Origin of the sequence: Streptomyces globisporus (genome assembly GCF_003501885.1) — a bacterium.
GTDB classification, from domain to species: Bacteria; Actinomycetota; Actinomycetes; order Streptomycetales; family Streptomycetaceae; genus Streptomyces; species Streptomyces globisporus_D.
The window spans coordinates 1-21196 of record NZ_QWFA01000066.1 but is presented as its reverse complement, the minus strand read 5'-3'; the positions used below and the strand labels follow the sequence as shown (position 1 = coordinate 21196).

Here is a 21196-nt window from a genome sequence, read left to right as displayed (position 1 = left end):
CGGGCAGTGGGTCACCGCAGGCCGAAACACCCCGCTCAAGTTTGCCATGCGCGGGCCACTGCTCCGTTCGGGCGAAAAAAGCGGAAGATGGCACGCATGACTTCGCGGGAACCGGGCAAGCGACCGTCCGACACATTGGGCAGCAGGGAGGGTGACACCATGACGGCGATGTCAGCGCGAGCCACCGGGACGACGCCGCTGAGCGACGACCGGACCGGCGTGCGGACGGCGGACGTCTCCGGAGAGCTGCCCTGGGTCGAGGACGCCGGAAAGATCGCCCCGCAGGACGCACGGGCCCTGTCGAAGATCTTCTTCGACCGGCTCCAGGTCCTGGAGGAGGGCACGCACGAGCACCAGTACGCGCGCAACACCCTCATCGAGATGAACCTCTCGCTGGTGCGCTTCGCCGCGTCCCGGTTCCGCAACCGCGGCGGCGACGACACCGAGGACATCATCCAGGTCGGCACGATCGGCCTGATCAAGGCGATCGACCGGTTCGACCTGTCCCGCGAGGTCGAGTTCGCCACCTTCGCCGTGCCCTACATCGTCGGGGAGATCAAGCGGTTCTTCCGCGACACGACCTGGTCCGTGCACGTGCCGCGACGGCTCCAGGAGCTGCGGGTGGACCTCGCCAAGGCGAAGGAGCAGCTCTCCGCCGAGCTCGACCGCGACCCCACCGTCAAGGAGCTGGCCGCCCACCTCGACCTCCCCGAGGAGGAGATCATCGAGGGGCTCGTGGCCGCCAACGGCTACTCCGCCGGCTCGCTGGACACCCCGTCCGCGGACAGCGACTCCGGCCAGGAGCAGAGGGCGTACGCCGATGTCCTCGGCGAGGCTGATCCGGGCATGGAGACCGTCGAGAACCTGCACACCCTGGCCCCGCTGCTGGAGCAGCTCGACGACCGCGAGCGCCGGATCGTGCAGATGCGGTTCGGGGCGGAGATGACGCAGTCGCAGATCGGGGCTGAGCTGGGAGTTTCCCAGATGCATGTGTCGCGGCTGCTCAGCCGGATCGTCCAGCAGTTGCGCAAGGGTATGAGCGTCGAGGCGTGAAACCCTCGAACCCTTCGAGTCCCGTCCCGAGTCCGAAGCCGTCCGCCCCTCCGGGCGGGCGGCTTCGTGCCGTCCGCTCTTCCGGGCGGGGGCCGACGGGGTCTGTTCCTCGCATATGCTTTCCGATGATCAGGCCGGATGCACCGTGCCGTCGCACGAGAGGGTGAAGGCTTGACCGAGTCACCCGTGGGCACGTCGCAGATCCTTGCGGACACGCCCGGCATCCCCACCCAGCAGGTCGGCATCCCTCACCACCCCGAGTCCCCGCTGTGGACCGCGACGATCCTGCTGGTGGAGGACGACGCCGGCGACGCGCTGCTCGTCGAGGAGATGCTCGCCGACAGCGAGCTGGACTCCGCCCTCACCTGGTGCAAGACGCTGGGGGAAGCCCGTAGGTTCCTGCATGCCTCGACCGCACCGGTCTGCGTGCTTCTCGATCTTCATCTTCCCGACGTCCACGGCCTGGACGCCGTGCGCCAGATCCTGGAGACCGACGGCGAGGCCGCGATCGTCGTCCTCACCGGCCTGGAGGACTCGGGCACAGGGCTCCGCGCGGTCGCCGGAGGCGCCCAGGACTACCTGGTGAAAGGCCGTCTGGGTCCCGAGATTCTCTCGCGCGCGATCCGCTACGCCCTGCAGCGCAAGGAAGTGGAACGGGCGGCTGCGGCGTTGCGCGCCAACCAGCTGATGGCCCAGGAGAACGCCCGGCTGGAGCGCGGTCTGCTGCCCGTCCCTCTGCTGCGGGACGACCTGTTCCGGGCGCGCGCCCGCTACGAGCCGGGGCGGGTCCACGGGCTGCTGAGCGGTGACTTCTACGACGTCGTCCAGACCTCGGACGGCACCGTGCACGCGGTGATCGGCGATGTCTCCGGGCACGGCGCAGCCGAGGCCGCCCTCGGAGTGTGTCTGCGGGTGGCCTGGCGTGCCGCGGTACTGTGCGGCACGTCCCACGTCGAGCAGATCGCCCTGCTGGAGGACATCCTGGTCGCCGAGCGCTCGGATGCGCACGTGTTCGCCACGGTCACCTCCCTGGTGTTCCCCCCGGACCGGCGAAGCGTCCAGGTCCTGCGGGCCGGTCACCCCGGCCTGCTGCTGCGCCAGGGCGCCGGTGTGACGTGGGTGGAGCCCGAAGGCGGCATGGCGCTCGGGCTGCTGCCAGGAATGGGCCGATGGCCGACGGTGGACATTCCGCTGTCGCCCGGGGCGGGTCTGGTGCTCTTCACCGACGGCCTCTTCGAGGGGCGCAACGGACCGGAAAGCCGCTTGGGCGAGGAGGGGCTGCTGGCGATGGCGGAGGCCAACGGGCATCTGCCGGCCTCCGCGTTCGTCGATGCCCTGGTGGCGGGAGCCGCCGAGGGGGCCGCGCCGTACGGCGGGCTCGCGGACGATGTGGCCGTACTGCACCTGGGTTGGAGAACGGAAGACGATGAGCACTGACAGCGCGAAAGACATACCGGCGAAGGACATCGCCTCCCGGCTGTCGGTGCAGTCCTGGGTCCATCTGATACTCGGTGGCTTCGTCGTGGTCGTCTGCGGCTGCCTGGTGATCGGCGGCCTGGTGCTGTCCCGGATGTCGGATCGCACCGACGACCTGGTGGACCGTATCCAGCCGGCGCGATCGGTCTCGTTCCAGCTCCAGAACGCCCTGCTCGACCAGGAAACCGGGGTCAGGGGGTTCGCCCTGACCGGTGACCGGTCCTTCCTGGAGCCGTACGAGTCGGGCAAGAGCGCCGAGCGGGAGCGGCTGGCCATGGCGCGGAGCCTGGTCGGTGACGACGAGCGGCTCGCGAAGGATCTGGACGCCGTCCAGGCCGCGGCCGACCGCTGGCGCCAGGAGAAGGCCGAGCCGTTGATCGCAGCGGTCCGGGAGCGTGGCCCCAGCCGCTCGGGCACCACCGCGCAGCTCCAGAGCAGCAAGACGGAGTTCGACAGCCTCCGGCGCGCGTACACCGCCCAGCAGGGGCGGCTGGCCGAGGCCCGTGACCGGGCGAGGGCCGACCTGAACGCCGCGCAGTCCACCCGCGACTGGGTGGTGGGTATCCTGCTCGGCGTTCTCGTTCTCACCATCGTGGCGCTGAGCTTGCTGCTCCGGACGATAGTGGGCGTGCCGCTGAACCGGCTCCGCGCCGCCTCCGAAGCGGTGCGCTCAGGAACCTTCGACAAACGGATCGAGATCAAGGGCCCATCCGACGTTCAGGCCGTGGCCGGGGCGGTGGAGAACATGCGCCAACGGCTCTCGGACGAGCTGGCCGAGACCAAGAAGCGTGAGGACCTGCTCGCGGACCAGACGCAGGAACTGCGCCGCTCCAACTCCGAGCTGGAGCAGTTCGCGTACGTCGCGTCCCACGACCTCCAGGAACCGCTGCGCAAGGTCGCCTCGTTCTGCCAGCTCCTGGAGAAGCGGTACGGGAGGGAGCTGGACGACCGGGGCAAGCAGTACATCGCCTTCGCGGTGGACGGCGCCAAGCGGATGCAGGTGCTCATCAACGACCTGCTGACCTTCTCGCGGGTGGGCCGGGTCCACGAGAGCTGGAAGCCCGTCGACCTGGGGCGGTCGCTCGATCGCGCCCTGGGCAATCTGGCCGCGGCGGTCGAGGAGTCGGGGGCGGTCGTCGAGCGGCCCGAGGAATTGCCGGAGCTCGTCGGGGACGCCACCGCCCTCACCATGGTCTGGCAGAACCTCGTCGGCAACGCCGTGAAGTTCCGCCACCCCGACCGCCCGCCCCGGATCACCGTCGACTGCGAGCGCGAGGACCAGAACTGGCACCTGACCGTGTCGGACAACGGGATCGGCATCGCGCCCGAGTTCGCGGACAAGGTGTTCGTCATCTTCCAGCGTCTGCACGCTCGCGACGAGTACGACGGCACGGGCATCGGTCTGGCACTCTGTCGGAAGATCATCGAGTTCCACGGTGGCCGGATCTGGCTGGAGCCCGAACCGGGCGAAGGCACCCGGATCCACTTCACCCTGCCGGTCGCGCCCGAGGCGCCCACCCATACCACGGCGGAGCTGCTCGCTCACGCCCAGCTCACCAGCCAGTCGGGAGACGCTTCGTGAACACCCCTGTGCAGCCCATCGAGGTCCTGCTCGTCGAGGACGACCCCGGCGACGAGCTGATGACCCGTGAGGCCTTCGAGGACAACAAGATCCGCAACACCCTGCACGTCGTGCGTGACGGGCAGGAGGCGCTGGACTTCCTCTACCGGCGCGGCGAGTACACCGAGGCCCCCCGCCCCGACCTGGTGCTGCTGGACCTGAACCTGCCCAAGTACGACGGCCGGCAGGTGCTGGAGCAGATCAAGGGCGACCCCGAGCTCTCCCTCATCCCGGTGGTCGTGCTCACCACCTCCTCGGCCGAGGAGGACATCCTGCGCAGTTACAAACTGCACGCCAACGCCTACGTGACGAAGCCGGTGGACCTCGACCAGTTCATCGCGGCGGTCCGCCAGATCGACGAGTTCTTCGTGACCGTGGTGCGGTTGCCCGGACGTGCGTAGGATCGGTCCGGATCTCCTGGAGTGGGATCCTTCGCCACGGGTAGACGGTTGGCGGAAAAGGTCTCCGACCTCACTGCGGCGCCCTGGCTGGAGCACATGAACGAACAGGTCACCTCCCCACCGGAAGAACCGGGTCAGGGGCCGGCTTCCGTCGAGGTACCGCCCTCCGTCGAGGAATCGCCCTCGGCCGAGGTTCTGCTCAGCGCCGAGGTCTTCGACGGCGAGCCGGGCTGCATCGCGCTGGCCCGTGCGCTCGCCGACCGCTTCCTGACGAGGCTCGCAGTGGAGTGCCTCGCCCCGATCGGCGAACACACGCGCAGCGATCTGATGCTGGCCGTCAGCGAGCTGGTCACCAACGCCGACCGCTACAGCCACGGGCCCTACATGCTGGAACTGGAGGGCAACGCGGAGCGCATCAGTGTCACGGTCTACGACAGCAGCACCGCGATGCCCGTGCTGTACGCCCCCGACCCGTCCCGCCTCGGCGGCCACGGCATGGAGATCGTCGTGGCGCTCTGCGACCGGCTCACCGCCGAGCGGGTTCCGGTGGGCAAGCGGATCCGCGCCGAGTTCCAGCTCAGCATCTGAGCCCGGCCGACTCCCCCTCACACGGCCCGCTCCCTCTCAGGAGTCGAGCACGGCGGTGGCCTCGACCTCGACCAGGTGGTCGGGGATGTCCAGAGCCGCGACGCCCACCAGCGTGCCGGGCGCCACGGGAGTGGTCCCCAGTCGCGCGGCGGCCCGGGTCACACCTTCCATGAACAGCGGCATCTTCTCGGGCGTCCAGTCCACGACGTACACGGTCAGCTTCGCCACGTCCTCGAAGGTGCCGCCGACCGCGGTCAGGGCCGTACCGACGTTGACGTAACACTGCTCGACCTGCGCGGCGAGATCGCCCGCACCGACCGTGGCACCGTCCGCGTCCCAGGCGACCTGCCCGGCGATGAAGACCAGCTTCGATCCGGTCGCGACCGCCACCTGCCGGTAGGCGCCTATCTCCGGCAGTCCGCTCGGGTTCACCAGGGTGATGGCCATACCTCTCGCCTCCTCGTTCCGGGGGCCGTGCCCCCGATTCTCCACCGGACCGGACGGATGTCGGTCACTTGTGGTTACTCAGAAACCGTAGGAGAGTGTGCGTCGACAAGGAAGAACGCACTTTTCGGTGACGGGGGAACCTCATGGTGACCAAGCAGTTCAGCGGCTCGCCCGAGGATGCGGATCTGCGGCGCGCGGACTCGCTGGCGCGTGAGATCTTCTCCGACGTCGCCAACAAGTGGGCGCTCCTGATCATCGAGGCCCTGGGCGAGGGCACCCTCCGCTTCAGCGAGCTGCGGAGCGAGGTCGAGGGCATCAGCCACAAGATGCTCACCCAGAACCTGCGGATGCTGGAGCGCTACGGCCTCGTCGAACGGTGCGTACACCCCACCGTGCCCCCGCGGGTCGAGTACACGCTCACCGAGCCGGGGCAGGGCCTGCGGCGGACGGTCCATGTGATGTGCGACTGGACCCATGAGCACATCGGCCACATCGAGGCCTCCCGCCGCGCCTTCGACGCGTCCTAGGCGCGTCCGGCCGGTCAGCCCTTCTGCCGGCCGAACCAGTCCAGGCACAGCACCAGCGCGTCGTCGAGCGTCTCCGTGACCCGGTACTCCGCGAGCTCGGCGAGGATCGCGCGCGGGACGGTGGCGGCGGGCAGGAGCCGGGTCGACTGGATGGCGCGGGCCAGCATGCGGCCCCCGTACGCCTCGCCGAGTGGGGACACCGCGTCGTACACGCCGTCGCTGAACAGCAGCAGCCGGTCGCCGGGCTCGACGTGGAACTCCTGGACCGTGTACTGCGACTCCTCGAACATGCCGAGCGGCAGCTGGGCCTCCAGCTCCATCCGGCGGACCGAGCGGCCGCGCTGCATCCAGAGCTGGGGCGATCCCGCGTCGACGACGCCGACCCGGCCGGTCGCCAGCTCGAAGCGGAGCAGCAGGGTGGAGACATGGGAGGCGCCGCGGTGCTGGTCGTAGAGGGCCTGGTCGGCGAGGGCCGCCTGGTCCGCGATGCCGATGCCGGCCCGGCGGGCGTTGCGCAGGGCGTTGACGGCGAGGTTGGTGAGGAGGGATGCCTGTATGCCCTCGCCCATGCCGTTGGTCACCGCGAGGGTCAGCTCGTCGCCGTCGGCGGCCCAGTCGAAGTTGTCGCCATGGATGGCGTACGCGGGTTCCAGCTGGGCCCCGATGGCGAACTCGGCGGCGGTGCAGGCGCGGGCGGGCAGCAGCTGCCACTGCATCTCGGCGGCGAGGGTGAGGCGACTGGTGCGCCGGGCGCGCTGATACAGGTCGGTGTCCCGCTCGGCGACCAGGATCTCGTGTCCCAGGAGGTCGGCGACGTGGGTCAGCTCGCCGACCAGCTCCGGGGTGGACAGCGTCTGGGGCAGCCGGACGGTGAGGATGCCGAGCCGTTCGCCCCGGACGGTCACGGGCAGGTGGTGATCGACGGCGTCGTCGTGCCGGACCTGCTGTTCGCGGGGTTCCTGACTGCCGAAGGCCCGGCCCTCCGGGCTGTTGTGGAGGGACAGCGGCTCGCTCTCGCCGTCGGGCCGGTCCAGCGGCTTCAGAACCCGCAGGCCGTAGTCGGCGAGGTGCAGTTCCACCGCGAGGGCCCCGTAGGCGGTGCCGAGCTGGGTGCGCAAGGTGGCCAGCAGGGCGTGCGGAGCTGCGGCCCGCACGGCGGCCTCGATGTCCGTTCGTCTGTTCACGGTCTCTCGCGCAATCTTCGTCCTGCGACGTGGTAAGGGCCGGGCCCGGGCTGACAAGCGGGGCCGGCGGGTGGCACAGTGGCTGAATGCCCCACCGAAGTTTCCGCCCGAGCAGTAGCGAACAGGCGTCCGCCTACGCCGTCGCCGCCTCGGAGCTGCTGGAGGTGCTGTGGGGCCGGGGCCAGGAATCCGCCGCTTCGGGAACCGTATCGCCCTCCCAGCTCCGCGCCCTGCTCGTGATCGAGAAGCAGGAGGGCACCAACCTGCGGGCCCTGGGTGAAGCCCTGGGTTCGCGCGCCCCCTCCGTCAGCCGGCTCTGCGACCGGATGGAGGCGATGGGGCTCGTCCTGCGGGCGCCCAGCCCGACCAGCCGACGCGAAGTGGAACTGCGGCTGAGTCAGCTCGGCCGCGCCCTTCTCGAAGAATACCGGGCCCTGCGCGTCGCCGAACTGAACGCCGTACTGGAGCGCATGGCTCCCGCGGACCTCTCCGCGCTCGTGGACGGTCTCGCGGCCTTCCATACCGCGGCTTCGGAGCGTCTTTCCCCGCGCAGGGGCGGGGGCGCCTCCTCGCTCCGCGCCGATGTCGCCGACAGCGCCTAGCCTCATCCAGCCCCTGCTTCCGCATCTATCGGCACTCCACCGGCGACAGCCGGACGATCAACCGTCGGGGATCAGATTGTTACCCGATGGAGAATGTTGTCAAATGGCAACTGTTACTTCTATCGTTATCCCGTTATCCCGCCGCGACCAGGGACGGAGCGCTGCCGGCCCCTCCGGCAGCACGGCTCTCCGCTCCCTTCCGATCCCGCCCGAGGTGCCTTCCGTGCTTTCATCGCCCAACGAAGACAGAGTCGTCAGAATCACCACCCGGCGGGAGCGGGGCGCTCTGGTCCTCACCGTGTCGGGTGACCTCGACATCGACAGCGTGTCCCCCCTGGGCCTTGCTCTGACCTCGGCGGCCGACGACGGCTCGGGCCCGGTCGTCGTGGACCTCTCCGGCGTCGGATTCGCGGACTCGACGACGGTGAACGTGCTCCTCCAGGGCCACACCGCACTCGGTGACCGGCTGCGTCTCGCGGCCCCGTCCCCGTTCATGCGGCGCCTGATCGGCATGATCGGCCTCGACAGCGCCCTGCCCGTCCTGCCGTCCGTGGACGACGCCATCGACACCGTACTGCCTTCCTGACCTTCTTCCTGCCTGTCTTCCCGACGTCACGCCCCGGCCCGAGCGGAGCCGGGCGCCCGGTCGAACACGCAGTCCCCGCACAACCCACCGCCGGGACAGCGCCAGTACAGGCAGCAGCTGCGCCGCCGGAACGCCGGACCGTGCGGGGATCCGGTGTCGCGCAGCGTCTCGTCGTCGAAGAGCTCGGCCGCCAGCGCGCGGGCCCGCGCGGCCACGTCCGGCCGGTCGTGGGCGCGTGCGAAGGCGACGAGTTCGCGTACGGCCCCGGCGAGCGCGGACCCCGCGTTGCCGCGCAGCAACTGCGGGGAGATGTTCCCGTCGCGCCGGAACGCCTCGGCCAGCGGAACCAGATGCCCGTACTGGACCTCCTCGCGGATCCGGGCCGCCGTTCCGGGCAGCTCGGCCGTCCCCGCGAGCCACAGGTCGTCCGGCGAGGTGGACGACGGGTCCCAGTGCAGTTCGCCGGGGGCCAGGGCGGGGATCCGCTTGAACAGCGCGGCCGGACCCAGGCTGATGGACCAGAGCCGCGCGGCGAGACCGAGATGGGCGATGGAGGCGGCGACCCGGCGCTCGGGGGCCTCAAGCCGCGCCGCGACCCGGTCGACACGCGCGGCGAGCGGATCGTTCTCGCCCGCGTACAACCGCTCCAGCGGCCGGTGCCCGCCGCCCGGCACCGGGGTGGTCCGCAGCGCGAAGAATCCCCCGACCGATGCCAGTAGTGCCAGGTCCATGGCCCGTTCCCCCTCCGTTTCCGGTCCGTCCGCGGTCCCGCTCCCGTGACCGGCCCCGCGGACACCGGCTGTGGCGTCCCGGCGGCTCACCGTATCCGCCGGGCGACAACTTCTGACGGCTGGGGGCGGCAGGACTACCGTCGGGAGGAGGACGTCGGTCCGCCAGGCGTACTACTGGGGCAGTAGGCCGAAGTGCAGACTCAAGGACGACGACGTGGGGCCCCGGACGGGACATCGTGGTGTACATGAGCTCCCTTGCGTTGTCCGTGCTGCTGTCACTGGTCTCCGCGGTCGCCTACGCGGCCGGGGCGATCATCCAGGAGCGCGTGGCCGCGACCGATGACAACGCCTGGTACGCCCTGCTGCGCAACAGCGTGTGGTGGGTCGCCGTCGTCCTGAATGGGATCGGCGCGGTCCTGCACGTGGTGGCGCTCGCCTACGGTCCGCTCAGCCTGGTCCAGCCCCTCGGGGCGCTGACGATCGTCTTCGCCCTCCCGATGGCGGCCCTGTTCGTCGGGCGGCGGGCGGGGGCGACGGCGTGGCGCGGGGCGCTGATGGCGACGGCGGGGCTCGGCGGACTGCTGGCGCTCACGGGGAACGCCGAACCGCACACCCTGAACGGCCCGGAGCAGGCGCTGCTGGCCTCGGTGACGTTCGGGGCCGTGGGCGCGCTCGTCGTCCTCTCCCGTACGCTGCGCCGGCCGGTCCTGCGCAGCATCGTCCTGGCCACGGGCGCGGGCGCGGCGTTCGGCATGGCCTCGGTGTTCACCAAGACCGTGGCCGTGGAGTGGACGTCCGGTTCGGTGCGCTCGGGCGCGTTGCCGCTGCTGGTGATCGTCGGGCTCGCGGCGGCGGGCCTGTTCCTGTCCCAGGCCGCGTACCGGGGCGCCGGGCTCACCGCTCCGCTGGCCACGGTGACGGTGGTCAACCCGGTGGTGGCCGCCGCCATCGGCCTCACCCTGTTCGGCGAACACTTCCGTCTCGGCGTCCCCGGCACCGTGCTCGCCCTCTCCTGCGGAGCGTTGGCCGCCGCCGGTCTGATCCTGCTGACAGGGGAGCGGATGCATCGGGAGCACGCCGAGGAGGCGCGGGCGAACCCGGAGCAGGCGGGCCCCGGAGCCCGGCGTGCAGTCCCGGCCGACGGCCCGGGCGCGGGGAATGCGGTCCGCGGCGCGGAGGGGCAGGAGGACGGGCGTCCCTCGGCGTCGCCCGGTGCGCCTGCCGTGCCGGGACCGGCGTCGGGGCAGCTGCCCGCGGCCGCGAAGTCGTCGCCCCTGCCGCCGGGGCGTGCTGTGCCGCAGGTGGAGTTCGGTACGCCGGGGTCACTCGCGGAGCAGCCACGGCGCGGAGGAGCCACCCTGCGGCGCACCCGCTCCGAGCGGAGGGTTCACACCCTGATGCCGCCTGCCCGGAGGTAGGCAAGCGTTCGGCTCCTGACGCCGTCCGCCCGCACGTGCGTGGACGGTCAGACCCTGACGCCGCCTGCCCGCAGGTAGGCGAGCGGGTCGACGTCCGAGCCGTAGCCGGGGCCCGTGCGGACCTCGAAGTGCAGGTGGGGCCCTGTGCTGTTGCCCGTGGAGCCGGAGCGGGCGATGCGCTGCCCGCCGGAGACCGACTGCCCGGCGCGCACGTGGAGCGCGGAGAGGTGGGCGTACTGGCTGTACTTGCCGTCGCTGTGCCGGATGACGACCTCGTAGCCGTACGCTCCGGCCCAGCCGGCCGAGACGACGCGGCCCGGGGCCACCGACTTCACGGACGTCCCGGTGGGCACGGGGAAGTCCACGCCGGTGTGGTAGCCGCTGGACCAGGAGCCGGCCTGGCGGTACGGGGTGCCGGTGCCGGCGGCGACCGGGGCGCTGAAACCGGAGTGCTGCGCGGCCCGTTCCGGAGCGGGCTGCTCCTTCTTGGGGGCGGCCTTCTTCGGCGCCTCCTGCTTCGGCGCTTCCTTCTTGGGAGCCTGCTGCTTCGGGGCTTCCTTCTTCGGCTCGGCCTGGCGCTGGTCCGCCTTCTTCGCCCCGGGCGCGGTGGCCGAGGGTTTTGGAGCGGTCTGCCGTGCGGGCTTCCGGGCGCTCGTCCCCTCCCCCGCCTTCGGCGCCCGGCTCCCGTCCAGACTCAGCCGCTGTCCGGGGAAGATCAGGTTCGGGTCGTCCCCGACGACGGTGCGGTTGGCGGCGTAGAGGCCCTGCCAGCCGCCGGGGACCCGCTGGGCGGACGCGATCCCGGAGAGGGAGTCGCCGCTCGCCACGGTGTACGAGTCGCGCTTGCCCGGCACATGGGTGGGCGTCGCCTCGGCGGGACGGGTCTGCGGCTGCCTGGGCGGTGCGCTCTGCGGCGCCGCGGCCGCCTGGGCGGTCCGGCTGCCCGCGCTCTGCGGGGCGGTCCCGGTCTCCGTGGTCTCGGGTGCGTCGCCGCCGCGCGTGAGCCCCGCCCGTACGGAACAGGTGGGCCAGGCCCCGGGCCCCTGGCCGTCCAGCACCCTTTCGGCGATGACGATCTGCTGCTCGCGGGTGGCGAGGTCGGCGCGTGGCGCGTACTGCGTGCCGCCGAAGGCGGCCCAGGTGGAGCCGCTGAACTGCAGACCGCCGTAGTAGCCGTTGCCGGTGTTGATGGCCCAATTGCCGCTGGACTCGCAGGCGGCGACCTTCTCCCAGACCTCACCCGAGGCGGCCCCGGCCGAGGCCGCGGTGATGAGCGGCAGCGCGATGCCCGCGCCGCCCGCCGTCACCGTGAGCGAGGCACGGTTGATCCGACTGGGCTGATATCTGCGGTGCCGTCCGGTCGCGGCCATACGTGGCTCCCCCACTGGCTTCGGTACATCTCGCAAGGGGCAACGTAGGTCCGCACAGTGACTGATCACAAGCAAAACGTGATACTCGGCCGCCCCCGGCCAGTCCGTGGCCGAATACCGCCGCCCTGAACTTCTCTCTCGCCGGACCGCGTTCAGACCTCCGGGGACTCCGGCTGCGGGACGAGGGCGCGTCATGAACATCTCGACGTGCCTCAGCCACACGGCGGTGATGCCGGACCTGATCGCCTGCGCCACGACCAAGGGCGCGCTGGACGTGTTCACGCGGTACCTGTCCGAGGTGCTCGGCGATCGTCTCCATGGAGAGCGCTCTCCGCAGGTGCTATAAAGGCGCTCATGACGGATGATCTGCGGCCGGCCGGAGCGCCCACCCTGGAGGACGTGGCCCGGGCGGCGGGCGTCTCGCGCGCCACCGTTTCCCGGGTCGTCAACGGGGTGCGCAATGTCGACCCGATGATCCAGGAGGCGGTGCGCCGGGCGAGGCCCGCTCGACCGGGCGGAGGCTCATCGGCGTACGCGGGGGCCGCCCAGAGTCTGCCGGGCGGGGTCTCATCGGTGTACGGGGGTCGGCCCGGGATCTGCCGGACGGGGTCTCATCGGCGTACGCGAGGATGCCGTTCATGACCTCTCCCCCGCCCCGCGTCCGCGTCGCCGCCTACGTGATCCGGCGTCACCCCTCCCCCGCCCTGCTGGTGTTCGACCAGGTGGCCTTCCCCGAGGCGGGCACCCAGGTGCCCGCGGGCGGTGTCGCGCCCGGTGAGGATCCGGAGCCGGCCGTCCTGCGCGAGGTCGCCGAGGAGACCGGACTGAGGGGGGCCCGCGTCGTCCGGCGGATCGCGGTGGACGGGCGGCCGCATCCCGATACGGGGCAGCCCCGGCTGACCACCTGTCTCCTGCTCGACGCCCCGCCGGACGGCCCTGCGGAGAGGGAGCACCGGGTCCGCGGCGACGGGGGCGACGCGGGCATGCGGTTCGTCTGCCGGTTCGCGCCGCTCCCTCTGGCGCACCCGCTCGCCGACGCCCAGGACGCGCACCTGCGCCGGGTGGACCCGCGGTGGGTCGCCCGGGGCGAGGCGGCAGGCCCGCCCGACGAGGCGCGTCCTCTCAGTTGAGGGAGGTCCGGTGCCGTTCCCGTACCGCGTGGACGGCCGTACGCGGTGGCGCGCCGGTTCCGCCCGGCTCCGGGCGGCTGCCGCCCCGGGTCAGGAAGTCCGCGAGCGGGAGCGTGGCCGCGCCCACGGTGACCGCGTCCGGGCCGAGGCGACCCATCTCGATGGTGGTGCGGGCCGCCGCGTGGCTCAGGGCGTACTCGTTCGCGTACCGGCGGATCTCCGGCAGCAGCCGGGGGCCGAGGAGCAGGCCCGCCCAGCCGCCGATCAGGATCCGCTCGGGCAGGAAGAGGTTGATCAGGTCGGCGAGGGCCGCGCCGAGGCATTCGGCCGTCTCGTCGAGCAGCGCGAGGGCCACCGGGTCCGGGGTGGCGCCCCGGCGTGCCGGGTAGGCGGCGGCGAGCAGGGCCGCCAGCGCGGTCTCGTCGTCGGCGCCCTCGGGCAGCGGTCCGCCCGCCTCGCGCCAGCGCTCGCGCAGGGCCTCCGCGCCCGCGTACGCCTCCAGGCAGCCGAAGGATCCGCAGCGGCACCGGCGGCCGCGGAGCTGGACGGTCGTGTGGCCCCATTCGAGGGCGAGGCTCATGCGGTCCTCGTCGAGGATGTCGCCGTGATCCACACAGGCGCCCACACCCGAGCCGATCAGGGCGATGGCGGCGGCCCCCGCGCCCCGGCCGCCTCCGAACCACATCTCGGCCTGGCCGAGCGTCCTGGCTCCGTTGTCGATGAAGAGCGGCACCTCGGGCGGCACGTCGACCGCCTCGCGCAGCAGCTGTTCGAAGGGAACCGCGCGCCAGCCGATCGTCTGGCCGTGCACCACCGCACCACGGGTGCCGTCGGGGCCGTCGCGCTCGATGATGCCGGGCACCCCGATGCCGATGCCGAGCAGCCGGCGCGGGTCGGCGCCCGCGTCGCGCAGCACGTGCGCGACGCCGGTGCGGACATGGGCGACGATGCGCTCGACGTCGTAACCGTGCTGGGCCACCAGCAGCCTTTCCGTGCGGGCCAGTTCGGTGAGGGAGAGGTCGAACAGCTCGACGCGGACACGGGTCTCGCCGATGTCGATGCCGACGAGGAGGCCGCCGTCCGGGGCGACGCGCAGCAGCGTACGGGGGCGGCCGCCGTCGGAGTCGACGACGCCGGCCTCCTCCAGCAGGCCCTCGGCGGAGAGCTCCGCGACGACGTTGCTGATGGAACCTGAACTCAGGCCCGTGACCGGGCCGAGCTCCTGACGACTCAGCGGGCCGTCGAAATACAAGCGTTGCAATACCCTCGCCCGGTTGCCCCGCCGCAGGTCACGCACGGTTCGTCTGTTGCGCTCGGCCATGGTGCTCCTTCCCGTCCAGGAACATACCCCGGTCCAAGGCCTTGACGCGACCTTCTCTCACCTCTTAAATCACGGCATAAATTAAGTCATGGAGGCCGTTCGGTTCCCGAACGCAGCCACCCCCGGAAAGGGGCCACCTCTCATGCGTCACCTCAGAGCCGCAAGCGCCGTCACCCTCGCCCTCTCCATCGCCGTGGCCGCCACCGGCTGTGGCGGGGGAACCACGTCGGGCGGCAGCAACGAGTCGCCGAAGACCCTCACCTACTGGGCGTCCAACCAGGGCCCCAGCATCGAGGCCGACAAGAAGATCCTCACCCCCGAGCTGAAGAAGTTCGAGAAGGAGACCGGGATCAAGGTGAAGCTGGAGGTCGTGCCGTGGGCCGACCTGCTGAACCGGATCCTCGCCGCCACCACCTCCGGTCAGGGCCCGGACGTGCTGAACATCGGCAACACCTGGTCGGCCTCGCTCCAGGCGACCGGCGCGCTCCTGCCGTGGGACGACAAGAACTTCGAGGCGATCGGCGGCCGGGACCGCTTCGTCGACTCGGCGGTCGCCTCGGCCGGCAAGGAGGGCGAACCGCCCGCCGCCGTGCCGCTGTACTCGCTGGCGTACGCCCTCTACTACAACAAGAAGATGTTCGCCGAGGCCGGCGTCGAGAAGCCCCCGGCCACCTGGGACGAGCTGGTCGCGACCGGCAAGAAGATATCCAAGGACGGCAAGTGGGGTCTTGGCGCCGAGGGCGGCAACCTCTCCAACAACATCCACCAGACCTTCGTCCTGGGCCAGCAGCACGGCGCCGACTTCTTCGACAAGGACGGCAAGGCGACCTTCACCTCTGACGGCGCGGTCGCGGCGGTGAAGCAGTACATCGACTTCATGGCCAAGGACAAGATCATCGCCCCGGGCAACGCGGAGTACGCCCAGAACCAGTCGCTCACCGACTTCGCCAAGGGCAGGACCGCGATGGTGCTGTGGCAGGCGGCCGCCTCCACCTTCGCCGCCCAGGGCATGAAGCCGGAGGACTGGGGCGCGGCCCCGGTGCCGGTCCCCTCGGGCGTCCCGGGCACCGGCAAGCAGGTCAACTCCATGGTCGCGGGCATCAACATGGCGGTGTTCAAGAACACCAAGAACATCGACGGCGCGAAGAAGTTCGTGAAGTTCATGACGAGCGACGCCGAGCAGAAGCTGCTCAACAAGACCTACGGCTCCATCCCGCCGGTCAAGGCCGCCCAGGCCGACGCCGCGTTCGGGGCACCCGACCTCAAGGTCCTGCGCGACACCCTCGCCACCAGCGCCGCCCCACTCCCCCAGGTCCCCAACGAGTCGCAGTTCGAGACGGCCGTCGGCACGGCGGTCAAGGAGCTGTGGGCGGACGCGGCGGCCGGACGCCCCGTGACCGAGGAGTCCGTCAAGGCGCGCCTGGAAAAGGCGCAGCAGACGATGCAGCAGTGAGGCCCTGATCCATGACCGCCACCGACACCACGGACCCCGAGCTCGACACGTCGACCAGCAGGGGTACGAGCCGGGGCACCGGGGGTGCGCGCAGGAGACTGCCGCGCATCCCCGACCGGATCCGCCGAGGCGGACTGCCCTATCTCCTGCTTCTGCCCGCCGTCCTGCTGGAACTCCTCATCCACATCATCCCGATGGTCATCGGGATCGTGATGAGCTTCCGGCAGCTCACCCAGTTCTTCATCAACAACTGGGGCGCCGCGCCCTGGTCCGGCCTCGACAACTACAAGATCGCCGTCGACATCGACGCGCCGATCGGTGAGGCCCTGCTCCACTCGTTCTTCGTCACCTGTGTCTTCACGTTCTTCTCCGTCGGCCTGGCCTGGCTGCTCGGCACGGCCGCCGCGATCCTGCTCCAGGAGAGCTTCCGGGGCCGGGGCGTACTGCGGACGATCTTCCTGGTCCCGTACGCCCTGCCGGTCTACGCGGCCGTCATCACCTGGGCGTTCATGTTCCAGCGGGACAACGGGATGATCAACCATGTCCTGCACGACCAGCTCGGCATCACGGACGAGCCGTCGTTCTGGCTGATCGGCGACAACAGTCTCTACACCCTGATCATCGTCTCGGTGTGGAAGGGCTGGCCGTTCGCCTTCCTCATGCTGATGGCCGGGCTCCAGAACATCCCGCGCGAGTTGTACGAGGCTGCCTCGATCGACGGCGCGGGCATCTGGCAGCAGATCCGCCGGATCACGCTGCCCTCGCTGCGCCCGGTCAACCAGGTGCTGGTCCTGGTGCTCTTCCTCTGGACGTTCAACGACTTCAACACCCCGTTCGTGCTGTTCGGGAAATCGGCGCCGGAGAACGCGGACCTGATCTCCATCCACATCTACCAGTCGTCGTTCGTCACCTGGAACTTCGGCACCGGGTCGGCGATGTCCGTCCTGCTGCTGCTCTTCCTGCTGCTCGTGACGGCCCTCTATCTGTTCCTCACCTCGCGCGGAAGGAAGGGCGCCGATGTCTAGCCTCACGCGGCCGACCCGCACCGCCCGGTCGCGGGCCCGCTCGCCGATGGCGGCCCCGCAGTCCTTCCTGTGGACCCGGCGCATCATCCTGACCCTGCTCGCCGGCTTCGTCCTGCTGCCGGTCTACGTCATGGTCAGCGGCTCGCTGAAGCCGCTCCAGGACGTGTCGGGGAAGTTCCAGTGGCTCCCGTCCACGCTGACGATCCAGCCGTACATCGACATCTGGGAGACCGTCCCGCTCGCCAAGTACTTCGTCAACTCGCTGATCGTGGCCGGCTCGGCGACGGTGCTGTCGGTGACCATCGCGGTGTTCTCGGCGTACGCGGTGAGCCGCTACCGGTTCCGGGGGAAGCGGGTCTTCACCGTCACGGTGCTCTCCACGCAGATGTTCCCGGGGATCCTCTTCCTGCTCCCGCTGTTCCTCATCTTCGTCAACATCGGCAACAGCACCGGCGTCGCGCTGTACGGCTCGCGCGGCGGGCTCATCCTCACCTACCTGACGTTCTCGCTGCCGTTCTCCATCTGGATGCTGATCGGGTACTTCGACTCCATCCCCCGAGACCTCGACGAAGCGGCCCTGGTCGACGGCTGCGGTCCCGTCCGCGCCCTCTTCCAGGTGGTCGTGCCGGCGGCCGTCCCGGGGATCGTCGCGGTGTCCGTCTACTCCTTCATGACGGCCTGGGGCGAAGTGCTCTTCGCCTCCGTCATGACGAACGACGCCACCCGGACCCTCTCCGTCGGCCTCCAGGGCTACGCCACGCAGAACGACGTGTACTGGAACCAGGTCATGGCCGCGTCCCTCGTCGTCAGCGTCCCGATCGTCGTGGGCTTCCTGCTGCTCCAGCGCTACCTGGTGGCCGGTCTCACCGCAGGAGCCGTCAAGTGACCTCCACGGAAAGGCAGTACGTGTCCGACCTCACCGCACTCCCGGCCGACTTCACCTGGGGCGTCGCCACCGCCGCGTACCAGATCGAGGGAGCCGTGGCCGAGGACGGCCGCTCCCCCTCCATCTGGGACAGCTTCTCGCCCACCCCCGGCAAGGTCGACGGCGGCGACACCGGTGACATCGCCTGCGACCACTACCACCGAGCGCCCGAGGACATCGGCCTGATCAAGCAACACGGCGCGGACGGCTACCGGTTCTCCATCGCCCGGCCGCGCGTCGTGCCCGGCGGCGACGGGCCGGTCAACAAGGCGGGCCTGGACTTCTACGACCGCCTCGCGGACGGCCTGCTGGAGGCGGGCGTCACCCCGTTCGCCGCGCTCTACCACTGGGACCTGCCGCAGGTGCTCCAGGACCGGGGCGGCTGGACCGTACGGGAGACCTCGGAGCGCTTCGCGGCGTACGCCTCCCACGTGGTGGAGCACCTGGGCGACCGGGTCAAGGACTGGGCGACGCTCAACGAGCCGCTGTGCTCGGCCTGGATCGGGCACCTGGAGGGTCGGATGGCGCCGGGGCTCACCGACCTCACCGCCGCCGTGCGCGCCTCCTACCACCTGCACCTGGGCCACGGCCTCGCCGTCCGGGCGATCCGGGCGGCCTCCTCGGACGCCCGGGTCGGCATCGTCAACAACCTCAGCCCGATCGAGCCGGCGAGCACGAGCGAGGCCGACCTCCCCGCCGCCCGCCGCGCCGACGGCCACATCAACCGCTGGTGGCTGGACCCGATCCCGGGGCGCGGCCACCCGCAGGACATGGTGGAGGAGTACGGCGTCGAACTCCCGGTACAGCCGGGTGACTTGGAGACGATCGCGGCCCCGCTGGACTGGCTGGGCCTGAACCACTGTTTCCGGCGGATCGTCACCTCAACCCCCGACGGGACCGCCCCGCACGCCCGGCAGGTCTCCGTCCCCGGCGCCCGGCTCACCCCCATGGACTGGGAGGTCCACGCGGAGGGCCTGGAGCAGCTGTTGCTGCGGCTGACCGAGGAGTACGGCGTCCGGCGGATCTACGTCACCGAGAACGGTTCCGCGTACGAGGACCTCGTCGCGGTGGACGGCTCGGTGCACGACCCGGAGCGCGTCCGCTATCTGGAGGAGCACCTCGCCGCCTGCGCCCGCGCGGTCGCCGAGGGGGCGCCGCCGGCCGGGTACTTCGCCTGGTCCCTGATGGACAACTTCGAGTGGGCGTACGGCTACGACAAGCGGTTCGGCCTGGTCCACGTCGACTACGCGACCCAGCGCCGTACGGTCAAGAGCAGCGGACTCCGGTACGCGGAACTGGCCCGGGAACACGCGGCGCGCCGCGACGGCCGGACGGCCGCCTGACGCTCCTTCTCCCCCGCTCCTTCCGGCAGCCCTCCGGCCGCGGCGCATCGCTCGCCGCGGCCGGAGGGCTTTCGCATCGCCGGGCAGCCTCTAGGAGGAGGGCGACCACGGCTTCAGCATGTCCTTCATCGCGTCCGTCAGCGCGAACTGCAGCAGCGGACCGTAGGTGATCCGGCCGATGCCGAGGCGGCGGAAACGTTCGAGGTCGTGCTTCACGGGATGTGCCGTGGTGTTCACCGGGACGGCGACGGCCGCGGTCACCGCCGCGAGCAGTTCGTCGTTGTCCTGGATCTTCACCGGGTAGACGCTGTCGGCGCCGGCCTGCTCCAGGGCCCGCAGTCGCTCGATCACCTCGTCGAGGACGTCGGAGGGCTTCTCCGTGTGCACGAAGAGGTCGGTGCGCCCGTTGACCCAGACCGGGACGCCCGCGTCGTCGGCCGCAGCGCGCAGGCCGGCGACGTAGCTCGCGTGCTCCTGCGTGCTGCGCACGCGTCCGCCCTCCGAGTGGACGGTGTCCTCGATGTTGAGACCGACGCCGCCGGCCTCGATGAGACCGGCGACGAGATCCGCGGGCTTCTGGCCGTAGCCGGACTCCAGGTCCACGGAGACGGGAACGTCGACCGCCGCGATGATCGGCCTGACGGCGGCGAGCACCTCCTCGAAGGTCTGGCCCTCCTGGTCCTCGGCCCCGCGGGAGTCGGCGAGCGGATGGCTGCCGATGGTCAGCGCGGGGAAGCCCGCGGCGACCGCGGTCCGCGCGGACCAGACGTCCCAGACGGTGGGCAGCACGAGGGGCTGGTGTTCGGCGTGCAGTTGCTTGAGGCGCTCAGCGCGCTCGACGGTGGTTCGAAAATCCATGACGACGACGCTACCCCGCATCGGGCGGGAACGACGTGACGGGCCCGCGGCGGCCACGGATGTCCGTGGCCGCCGCGGGCTCCCGGATCACGCGGTGTGCAGCCTCAGTCCGTACCGGTTGAGGATCTCGTTGATCGGCTGGTACCAGGTCTCACCGCCACTGGTGCAGTTGCCCCAGCCGCCGGAGGTGACGCCCTGGGCCTGGTCTCCGCTGATGAACGAGCCGCCGGAGTCGCCGCCCTGGGCGCAGACGCTCGTCTTGGTCATCTGGTGGACGGCGCCCTGGCTGTAGTTGACGGTCTCGTTCTTGGCGAGGACGCGGCCGCAGTGCCAGCGCGTGGTGGAACCGGAGCGGCAGATCGAGGCGCCGATCGGGGCCTCGTTCGAGCCACGGACGAGCTGGTCCGGGACGGTGCCCCAGCCGAGCACGACCGGGACGGTCCACCAGCCGCTGCCGACGTTCACCCAGGCGTAGTCGTCACCGGGGAAGGACGAGCCCTGGAAGTTGCCGATGTAGGAGTTGTCCCAGCCGCGGACCTGCTGGCCGGTGCCGCCGCAGTGGCCTGCGGTGACGAAGCCGCCGTGCACGGAGAAGCCGATGGAACAGCGGACGTTGCCCGTGTAGTACGGGTCGCCGCCGACCGTTCCGGCGGCGAAGGTCTGCGGAGCCTCGGCGGTCGCCCTCACCGTGACCGGACCGGCCTTGCGGGCCTTGGCGACGAAGGTGCGGACATCGTTGTCAGCCTGCTCTGCGGCGACGACGTTCACGACGACGCGGCTGGTGGCCGGGTCGACGTGCCAGCTGCTCACCCCGGACGGAGCTTTCAGGGCGTCGATCCGCGCCTTGGCGGCGTCGAGGCTCTTGGCCGAGTGCTCGACGAGCCGGATGTCGGCACCGGTCGCCCGTACGGCTTCGGCCTTCTCGGCGGTGGTGACCGCGACGGTCAGCTTGCCGGTCTTCGCATCGAGCCAGGAACCACCGAAGGCGGAGCCGGCGGCGCGCTGCGCCTTCTTCTCCAGGGCGGCGGCGGCCTTCTCGTCGGCGAGTCGGGTGAGGGCCTGCTTCTCGGTGAGGCCGAGGTCGCGCTGCATCGCGGAGAGCAGGGCGGCGGAGGCGGGAGGTTCGGCGGGGGCGGG

Annotated in this window: 21 protein-coding genes and 2 pseudogenes; 16 read left to right on the top strand and 7 right to left on the bottom strand. The window is 70.9% G+C overall.

Features of this window, described 5'->3' with window-relative positions; translation table 11 throughout:
• Positions 1–159: 159 nt before the first annotated feature.
• From D3105_RS14725 to D3105_RS14705, 5 genes are all read left to right on the top strand, one after another.
• On the top strand, positions 160–1053 hold the full coding sequence (locus D3105_RS14725; protein ID WP_118903660.1) for an RNA polymerase sigma factor SigF: 894 nt from the start codon (positions 160–162) through the stop codon (positions 1051–1053).
• A 171-nt stretch (positions 1054–1224) separates the two neighbouring features.
• Positions 1225–2490, top strand: a complete 1266-nt coding sequence (locus D3105_RS14720) for a PP2C family protein-serine/threonine phosphatase (protein ID WP_118903659.1) — start codon at positions 1225–1227, stop codon at positions 2488–2490.
• Positions 2480–4111, top strand: coding sequence for a sensor histidine kinase (locus tag D3105_RS14715; protein ID WP_118903658.1), 1632 nt, complete (start codon positions 2480–2482; stop codon positions 4109–4111). The genes D3105_RS14720 and D3105_RS14715 overlap by 11 nt, the downstream gene beginning before the upstream one ends.
• Positions 4108–4551 carry a response regulator gene (locus tag D3105_RS14710; protein WP_030089012.1) on the top strand — a complete coding sequence of 148 codons (444 nt, stop codon included), beginning with the start codon at positions 4108–4110 and terminating at the stop codon, positions 4549–4551. Before D3105_RS14715 ends, D3105_RS14710 begins: the two co-directional genes overlap by 4 nt.
• Before the next feature lie 96 nt (positions 4552–4647).
• Positions 4648–5139, top strand: coding sequence for an ATP-binding protein (locus D3105_RS14705; RefSeq protein ID WP_118903669.1), 492 nt, complete (start codon positions 4648–4650; stop codon positions 5137–5139).
• A gap of 36 nt (positions 5140–5175) precedes the next feature.
• Here D3105_RS14705 and D3105_RS14700 read toward each other — a convergent pair whose 3' ends face one another.
• Positions 5176–5586, bottom strand: coding sequence for a RidA family protein (locus tag D3105_RS14700; protein WP_118903657.1), 411 nt, complete (start codon positions 5584–5586; stop codon positions 5176–5178).
• Between the two features lie 143 nt (positions 5587–5729).
• On the opposite strand from D3105_RS14700, the gene D3105_RS14695 reads away from it, so the two are divergent.
• On the top strand, positions 5730–6113 hold the full coding sequence (locus D3105_RS14695) for a winged helix-turn-helix transcriptional regulator (protein WP_118903656.1): 384 nt from the start codon (positions 5730–5732) through the stop codon (positions 6111–6113).
• 14 nt (positions 6114–6127) lie between these two features.
• On the opposite strand, the gene D3105_RS14690 is transcribed toward D3105_RS14695, so the two are convergent.
• A complete protein-coding gene (locus D3105_RS14690) occupies positions 6128–7297 on the bottom strand; it encodes a PP2C family protein-serine/threonine phosphatase (RefSeq protein ID WP_118903655.1) in 1170 nt (389 codons plus the stop codon).
• 86 nt (positions 7298–7383) lie between these two features.
• Between D3105_RS14690 and D3105_RS14685 the strand changes: the two genes are divergently transcribed.
• Positions 7384–7899 carry a MarR family winged helix-turn-helix transcriptional regulator gene (locus D3105_RS14685; RefSeq protein WP_118903654.1) on the top strand — a complete coding sequence of 172 codons (516 nt, stop codon included), beginning with the start codon at positions 7384–7386 and terminating at the stop codon, positions 7897–7899.
• Between the two features lie 223 nt (positions 7900–8122).
• Positions 8123–8485 (top strand): STAS domain-containing protein, encoded by a 363-nt coding sequence (locus D3105_RS14680; protein ID WP_118903653.1) that lies wholly within the window; start codon positions 8123–8125, stop codon positions 8483–8485.
• A gap of 26 nt (positions 8486–8511) precedes the next feature.
• On the opposite strand, the gene D3105_RS14675 is transcribed toward D3105_RS14680, so the two are convergent.
• Complete coding sequence (locus D3105_RS14675) at positions 8512–9216, bottom strand: (2Fe-2S)-binding protein (RefSeq protein WP_118903652.1); 705 nt, start codon at positions 9214–9216, stop codon at positions 8512–8514.
• Positions 9217–9461: 245 nt separating this feature from the next.
• Here D3105_RS14675 and D3105_RS14670 point away from each other — a divergent pair, with 245 nt between their 5' ends.
• The gene (locus D3105_RS14670; RefSeq protein WP_118903668.1) at positions 9462–10634 is read left to right on the top strand and encodes a DMT family transporter; all 1173 of its coding nucleotides are present in this window, start codon (positions 9462–9464) and stop codon (positions 10632–10634) included.
• 47 nt (positions 10635–10681) lie between these two features.
• On the opposite strand, the gene D3105_RS14665 is transcribed toward D3105_RS14670, so the two are convergent.
• Positions 10682–12004, bottom strand: coding sequence for a transglycosylase family protein (locus D3105_RS14665; protein WP_118903651.1), 1323 nt, complete (start codon positions 12002–12004; stop codon positions 10682–10684).
• 184 nt (positions 12005–12188) lie between these two features.
• Between D3105_RS14665 and D3105_RS14660 the strand changes: the two are divergent.
• From D3105_RS14660 to D3105_RS14650, 3 genes and pseudogenes are all read left to right on the top strand, one after another.
• A pseudogene (locus D3105_RS14660) lies at positions 12189–12317 on the top strand (short-chain dehydrogenase); the annotation flags it as partial.
• A 41-nt stretch (positions 12318–12358) separates the two neighbouring features.
• Positions 12359–12502, top strand: a pseudogene (locus D3105_RS14655) (LacI family DNA-binding transcriptional regulator); the annotation flags it as partial.
• A 140-nt stretch (positions 12503–12642) separates the two neighbouring features.
• A complete protein-coding gene (locus D3105_RS14650) occupies positions 12643–13134 on the top strand; it encodes an NUDIX hydrolase (RefSeq protein WP_118903650.1) in 492 nt (163 codons plus the stop codon).
• Here the strand turns inward: D3105_RS14650 and D3105_RS14645 are convergent.
• On the bottom strand, positions 13127–14455 hold the full coding sequence (locus tag D3105_RS14645; RefSeq protein WP_118903649.1) for an ROK family transcriptional regulator: 1329 nt from the start codon (positions 14453–14455) through the stop codon (positions 13127–13129). The genes D3105_RS14650 and D3105_RS14645 overlap by 8 nt on opposite strands.
• A gap of 142 nt (positions 14456–14597) precedes the next feature.
• Between D3105_RS14645 and D3105_RS14640 the strand changes: the two genes are divergently transcribed.
• Genes D3105_RS14640 through D3105_RS14625 form a run of 4 tightly spaced genes read left to right on the top strand, consistent with a single transcriptional unit; the run spans position 14598 to position 19201 of the window.
• Positions 14598–15908, top strand: coding sequence for an ABC transporter substrate-binding protein (locus D3105_RS14640; RefSeq protein WP_118903648.1), 1311 nt, complete (start codon positions 14598–14600; stop codon positions 15906–15908).
• An 11-nt stretch (positions 15909–15919) separates the two neighbouring features.
• Complete coding sequence (locus D3105_RS14635; RefSeq protein ID WP_118903647.1) at positions 15920–16933, top strand: carbohydrate ABC transporter permease; 1014 nt, start codon at positions 15920–15922, stop codon at positions 16931–16933.
• Positions 16926–17819 carry a carbohydrate ABC transporter permease gene (locus tag D3105_RS14630; protein WP_165891015.1) on the top strand — a complete coding sequence of 298 codons (894 nt, stop codon included), beginning with the start codon at positions 16926–16928 and terminating at the stop codon, positions 17817–17819. The genes D3105_RS14635 and D3105_RS14630 overlap by 8 nt, the downstream gene beginning before the upstream one ends.
• A gap of 20 nt (positions 17820–17839) precedes the next feature.
• Complete coding sequence (locus D3105_RS14625; protein ID WP_118903666.1) at positions 17840–19201, top strand: GH1 family beta-glucosidase; 1362 nt, start codon at positions 17840–17842, stop codon at positions 19199–19201.
• A 90-nt stretch (positions 19202–19291) separates the two neighbouring features.
• On the opposite strand, the gene D3105_RS14620 is transcribed toward D3105_RS14625, so the two are convergent.
• Entirely contained in the window at positions 19292–20059 is a 768-nt protein-coding gene (locus D3105_RS14620) for an isocitrate lyase/PEP mutase family protein (protein ID WP_118903646.1), read from the bottom strand.
• An 87-nt stretch (positions 20060–20146) separates the two neighbouring features.
• A partial coding sequence (locus tag D3105_RS14615) for a S1 family peptidase (protein WP_133305686.1) occupies positions 20147–21196 on the bottom strand: 1050 nt, incomplete at its 5' end.

Excerpts from the sequence above, each read along its gene's own strand:
- D3105_RS14640 (WP_118903648.1), top strand. The coding sequence starts at position 14,598 with ATGCGTCACCTCAGAGCCGCAAGCGCCGTCACCCTCGCCCTCTCCATC.
- D3105_RS14630 (WP_165891015.1), top strand. The coding sequence starts at position 16,926 with ATGTCTAGCCTCACGCGGCCGACCCGCACCGCCCGGTCGCGGGCCCGC.
- D3105_RS14650 (WP_118903650.1), top strand. The coding sequence starts at position 12,643 with ATGACCTCTCCCCCGCCCCGCGTCCGCGTCGCCGCCTACGTGATCCGG.
- D3105_RS14635 (WP_118903647.1), top strand. The coding sequence starts at position 15,920 with ATGACCGCCACCGACACCACGGACCCCGAGCTCGACACGTCGACCAGC.
- D3105_RS14715 (WP_118903658.1), top strand. The coding sequence starts at position 2,480 with ATGAGCACTGACAGCGCGAAAGACATACCGGCGAAGGACATCGCCTCC.
- D3105_RS14725 (WP_118903660.1), top strand. The coding sequence starts at position 160 with ATGACGGCGATGTCAGCGCGAGCCACCGGGACGACGCCGCTGAGCGAC.
- D3105_RS14695 (WP_118903656.1), top strand. The coding sequence starts at position 5,730 with ATGGTGACCAAGCAGTTCAGCGGCTCGCCCGAGGATGCGGATCTGCGG.
- D3105_RS14705 (WP_118903669.1), top strand. The coding sequence starts at position 4,648 with ATGAACGAACAGGTCACCTCCCCACCGGAAGAACCGGGTCAGGGGCCG.
- D3105_RS14665 (WP_118903651.1), bottom strand. The coding sequence starts at position 12,004 with ATGGCCGCGACCGGACGGCACCGCAGATATCAGCCCAGTCGGATCAAC.
- D3105_RS14700 (WP_118903657.1), bottom strand. The coding sequence starts at position 5,586 with ATGGCCATCACCCTGGTGAACCCGAGCGGACTGCCGGAGATAGGCGCC.
- D3105_RS14675 (WP_118903652.1), bottom strand. The coding sequence starts at position 9,216 with ATGGACCTGGCACTACTGGCATCGGTCGGGGGATTCTTCGCGCTGCGG.
- D3105_RS14670 (WP_118903668.1), top strand. The coding sequence starts at position 9,462 with ATGAGCTCCCTTGCGTTGTCCGTGCTGCTGTCACTGGTCTCCGCGGTC.
- D3105_RS14685 (WP_118903654.1), top strand. The coding sequence starts at position 7,384 with ATGCCCCACCGAAGTTTCCGCCCGAGCAGTAGCGAACAGGCGTCCGCC.
- D3105_RS14620 (WP_118903646.1), bottom strand. The coding sequence starts at position 20,059 with ATGGATTTTCGAACCACCGTCGAGCGCGCTGAGCGCCTCAAGCAACTG.
- D3105_RS14645 (WP_118903649.1), bottom strand. The coding sequence starts at position 14,455 with ATGGCCGAGCGCAACAGACGAACCGTGCGTGACCTGCGGCGGGGCAAC.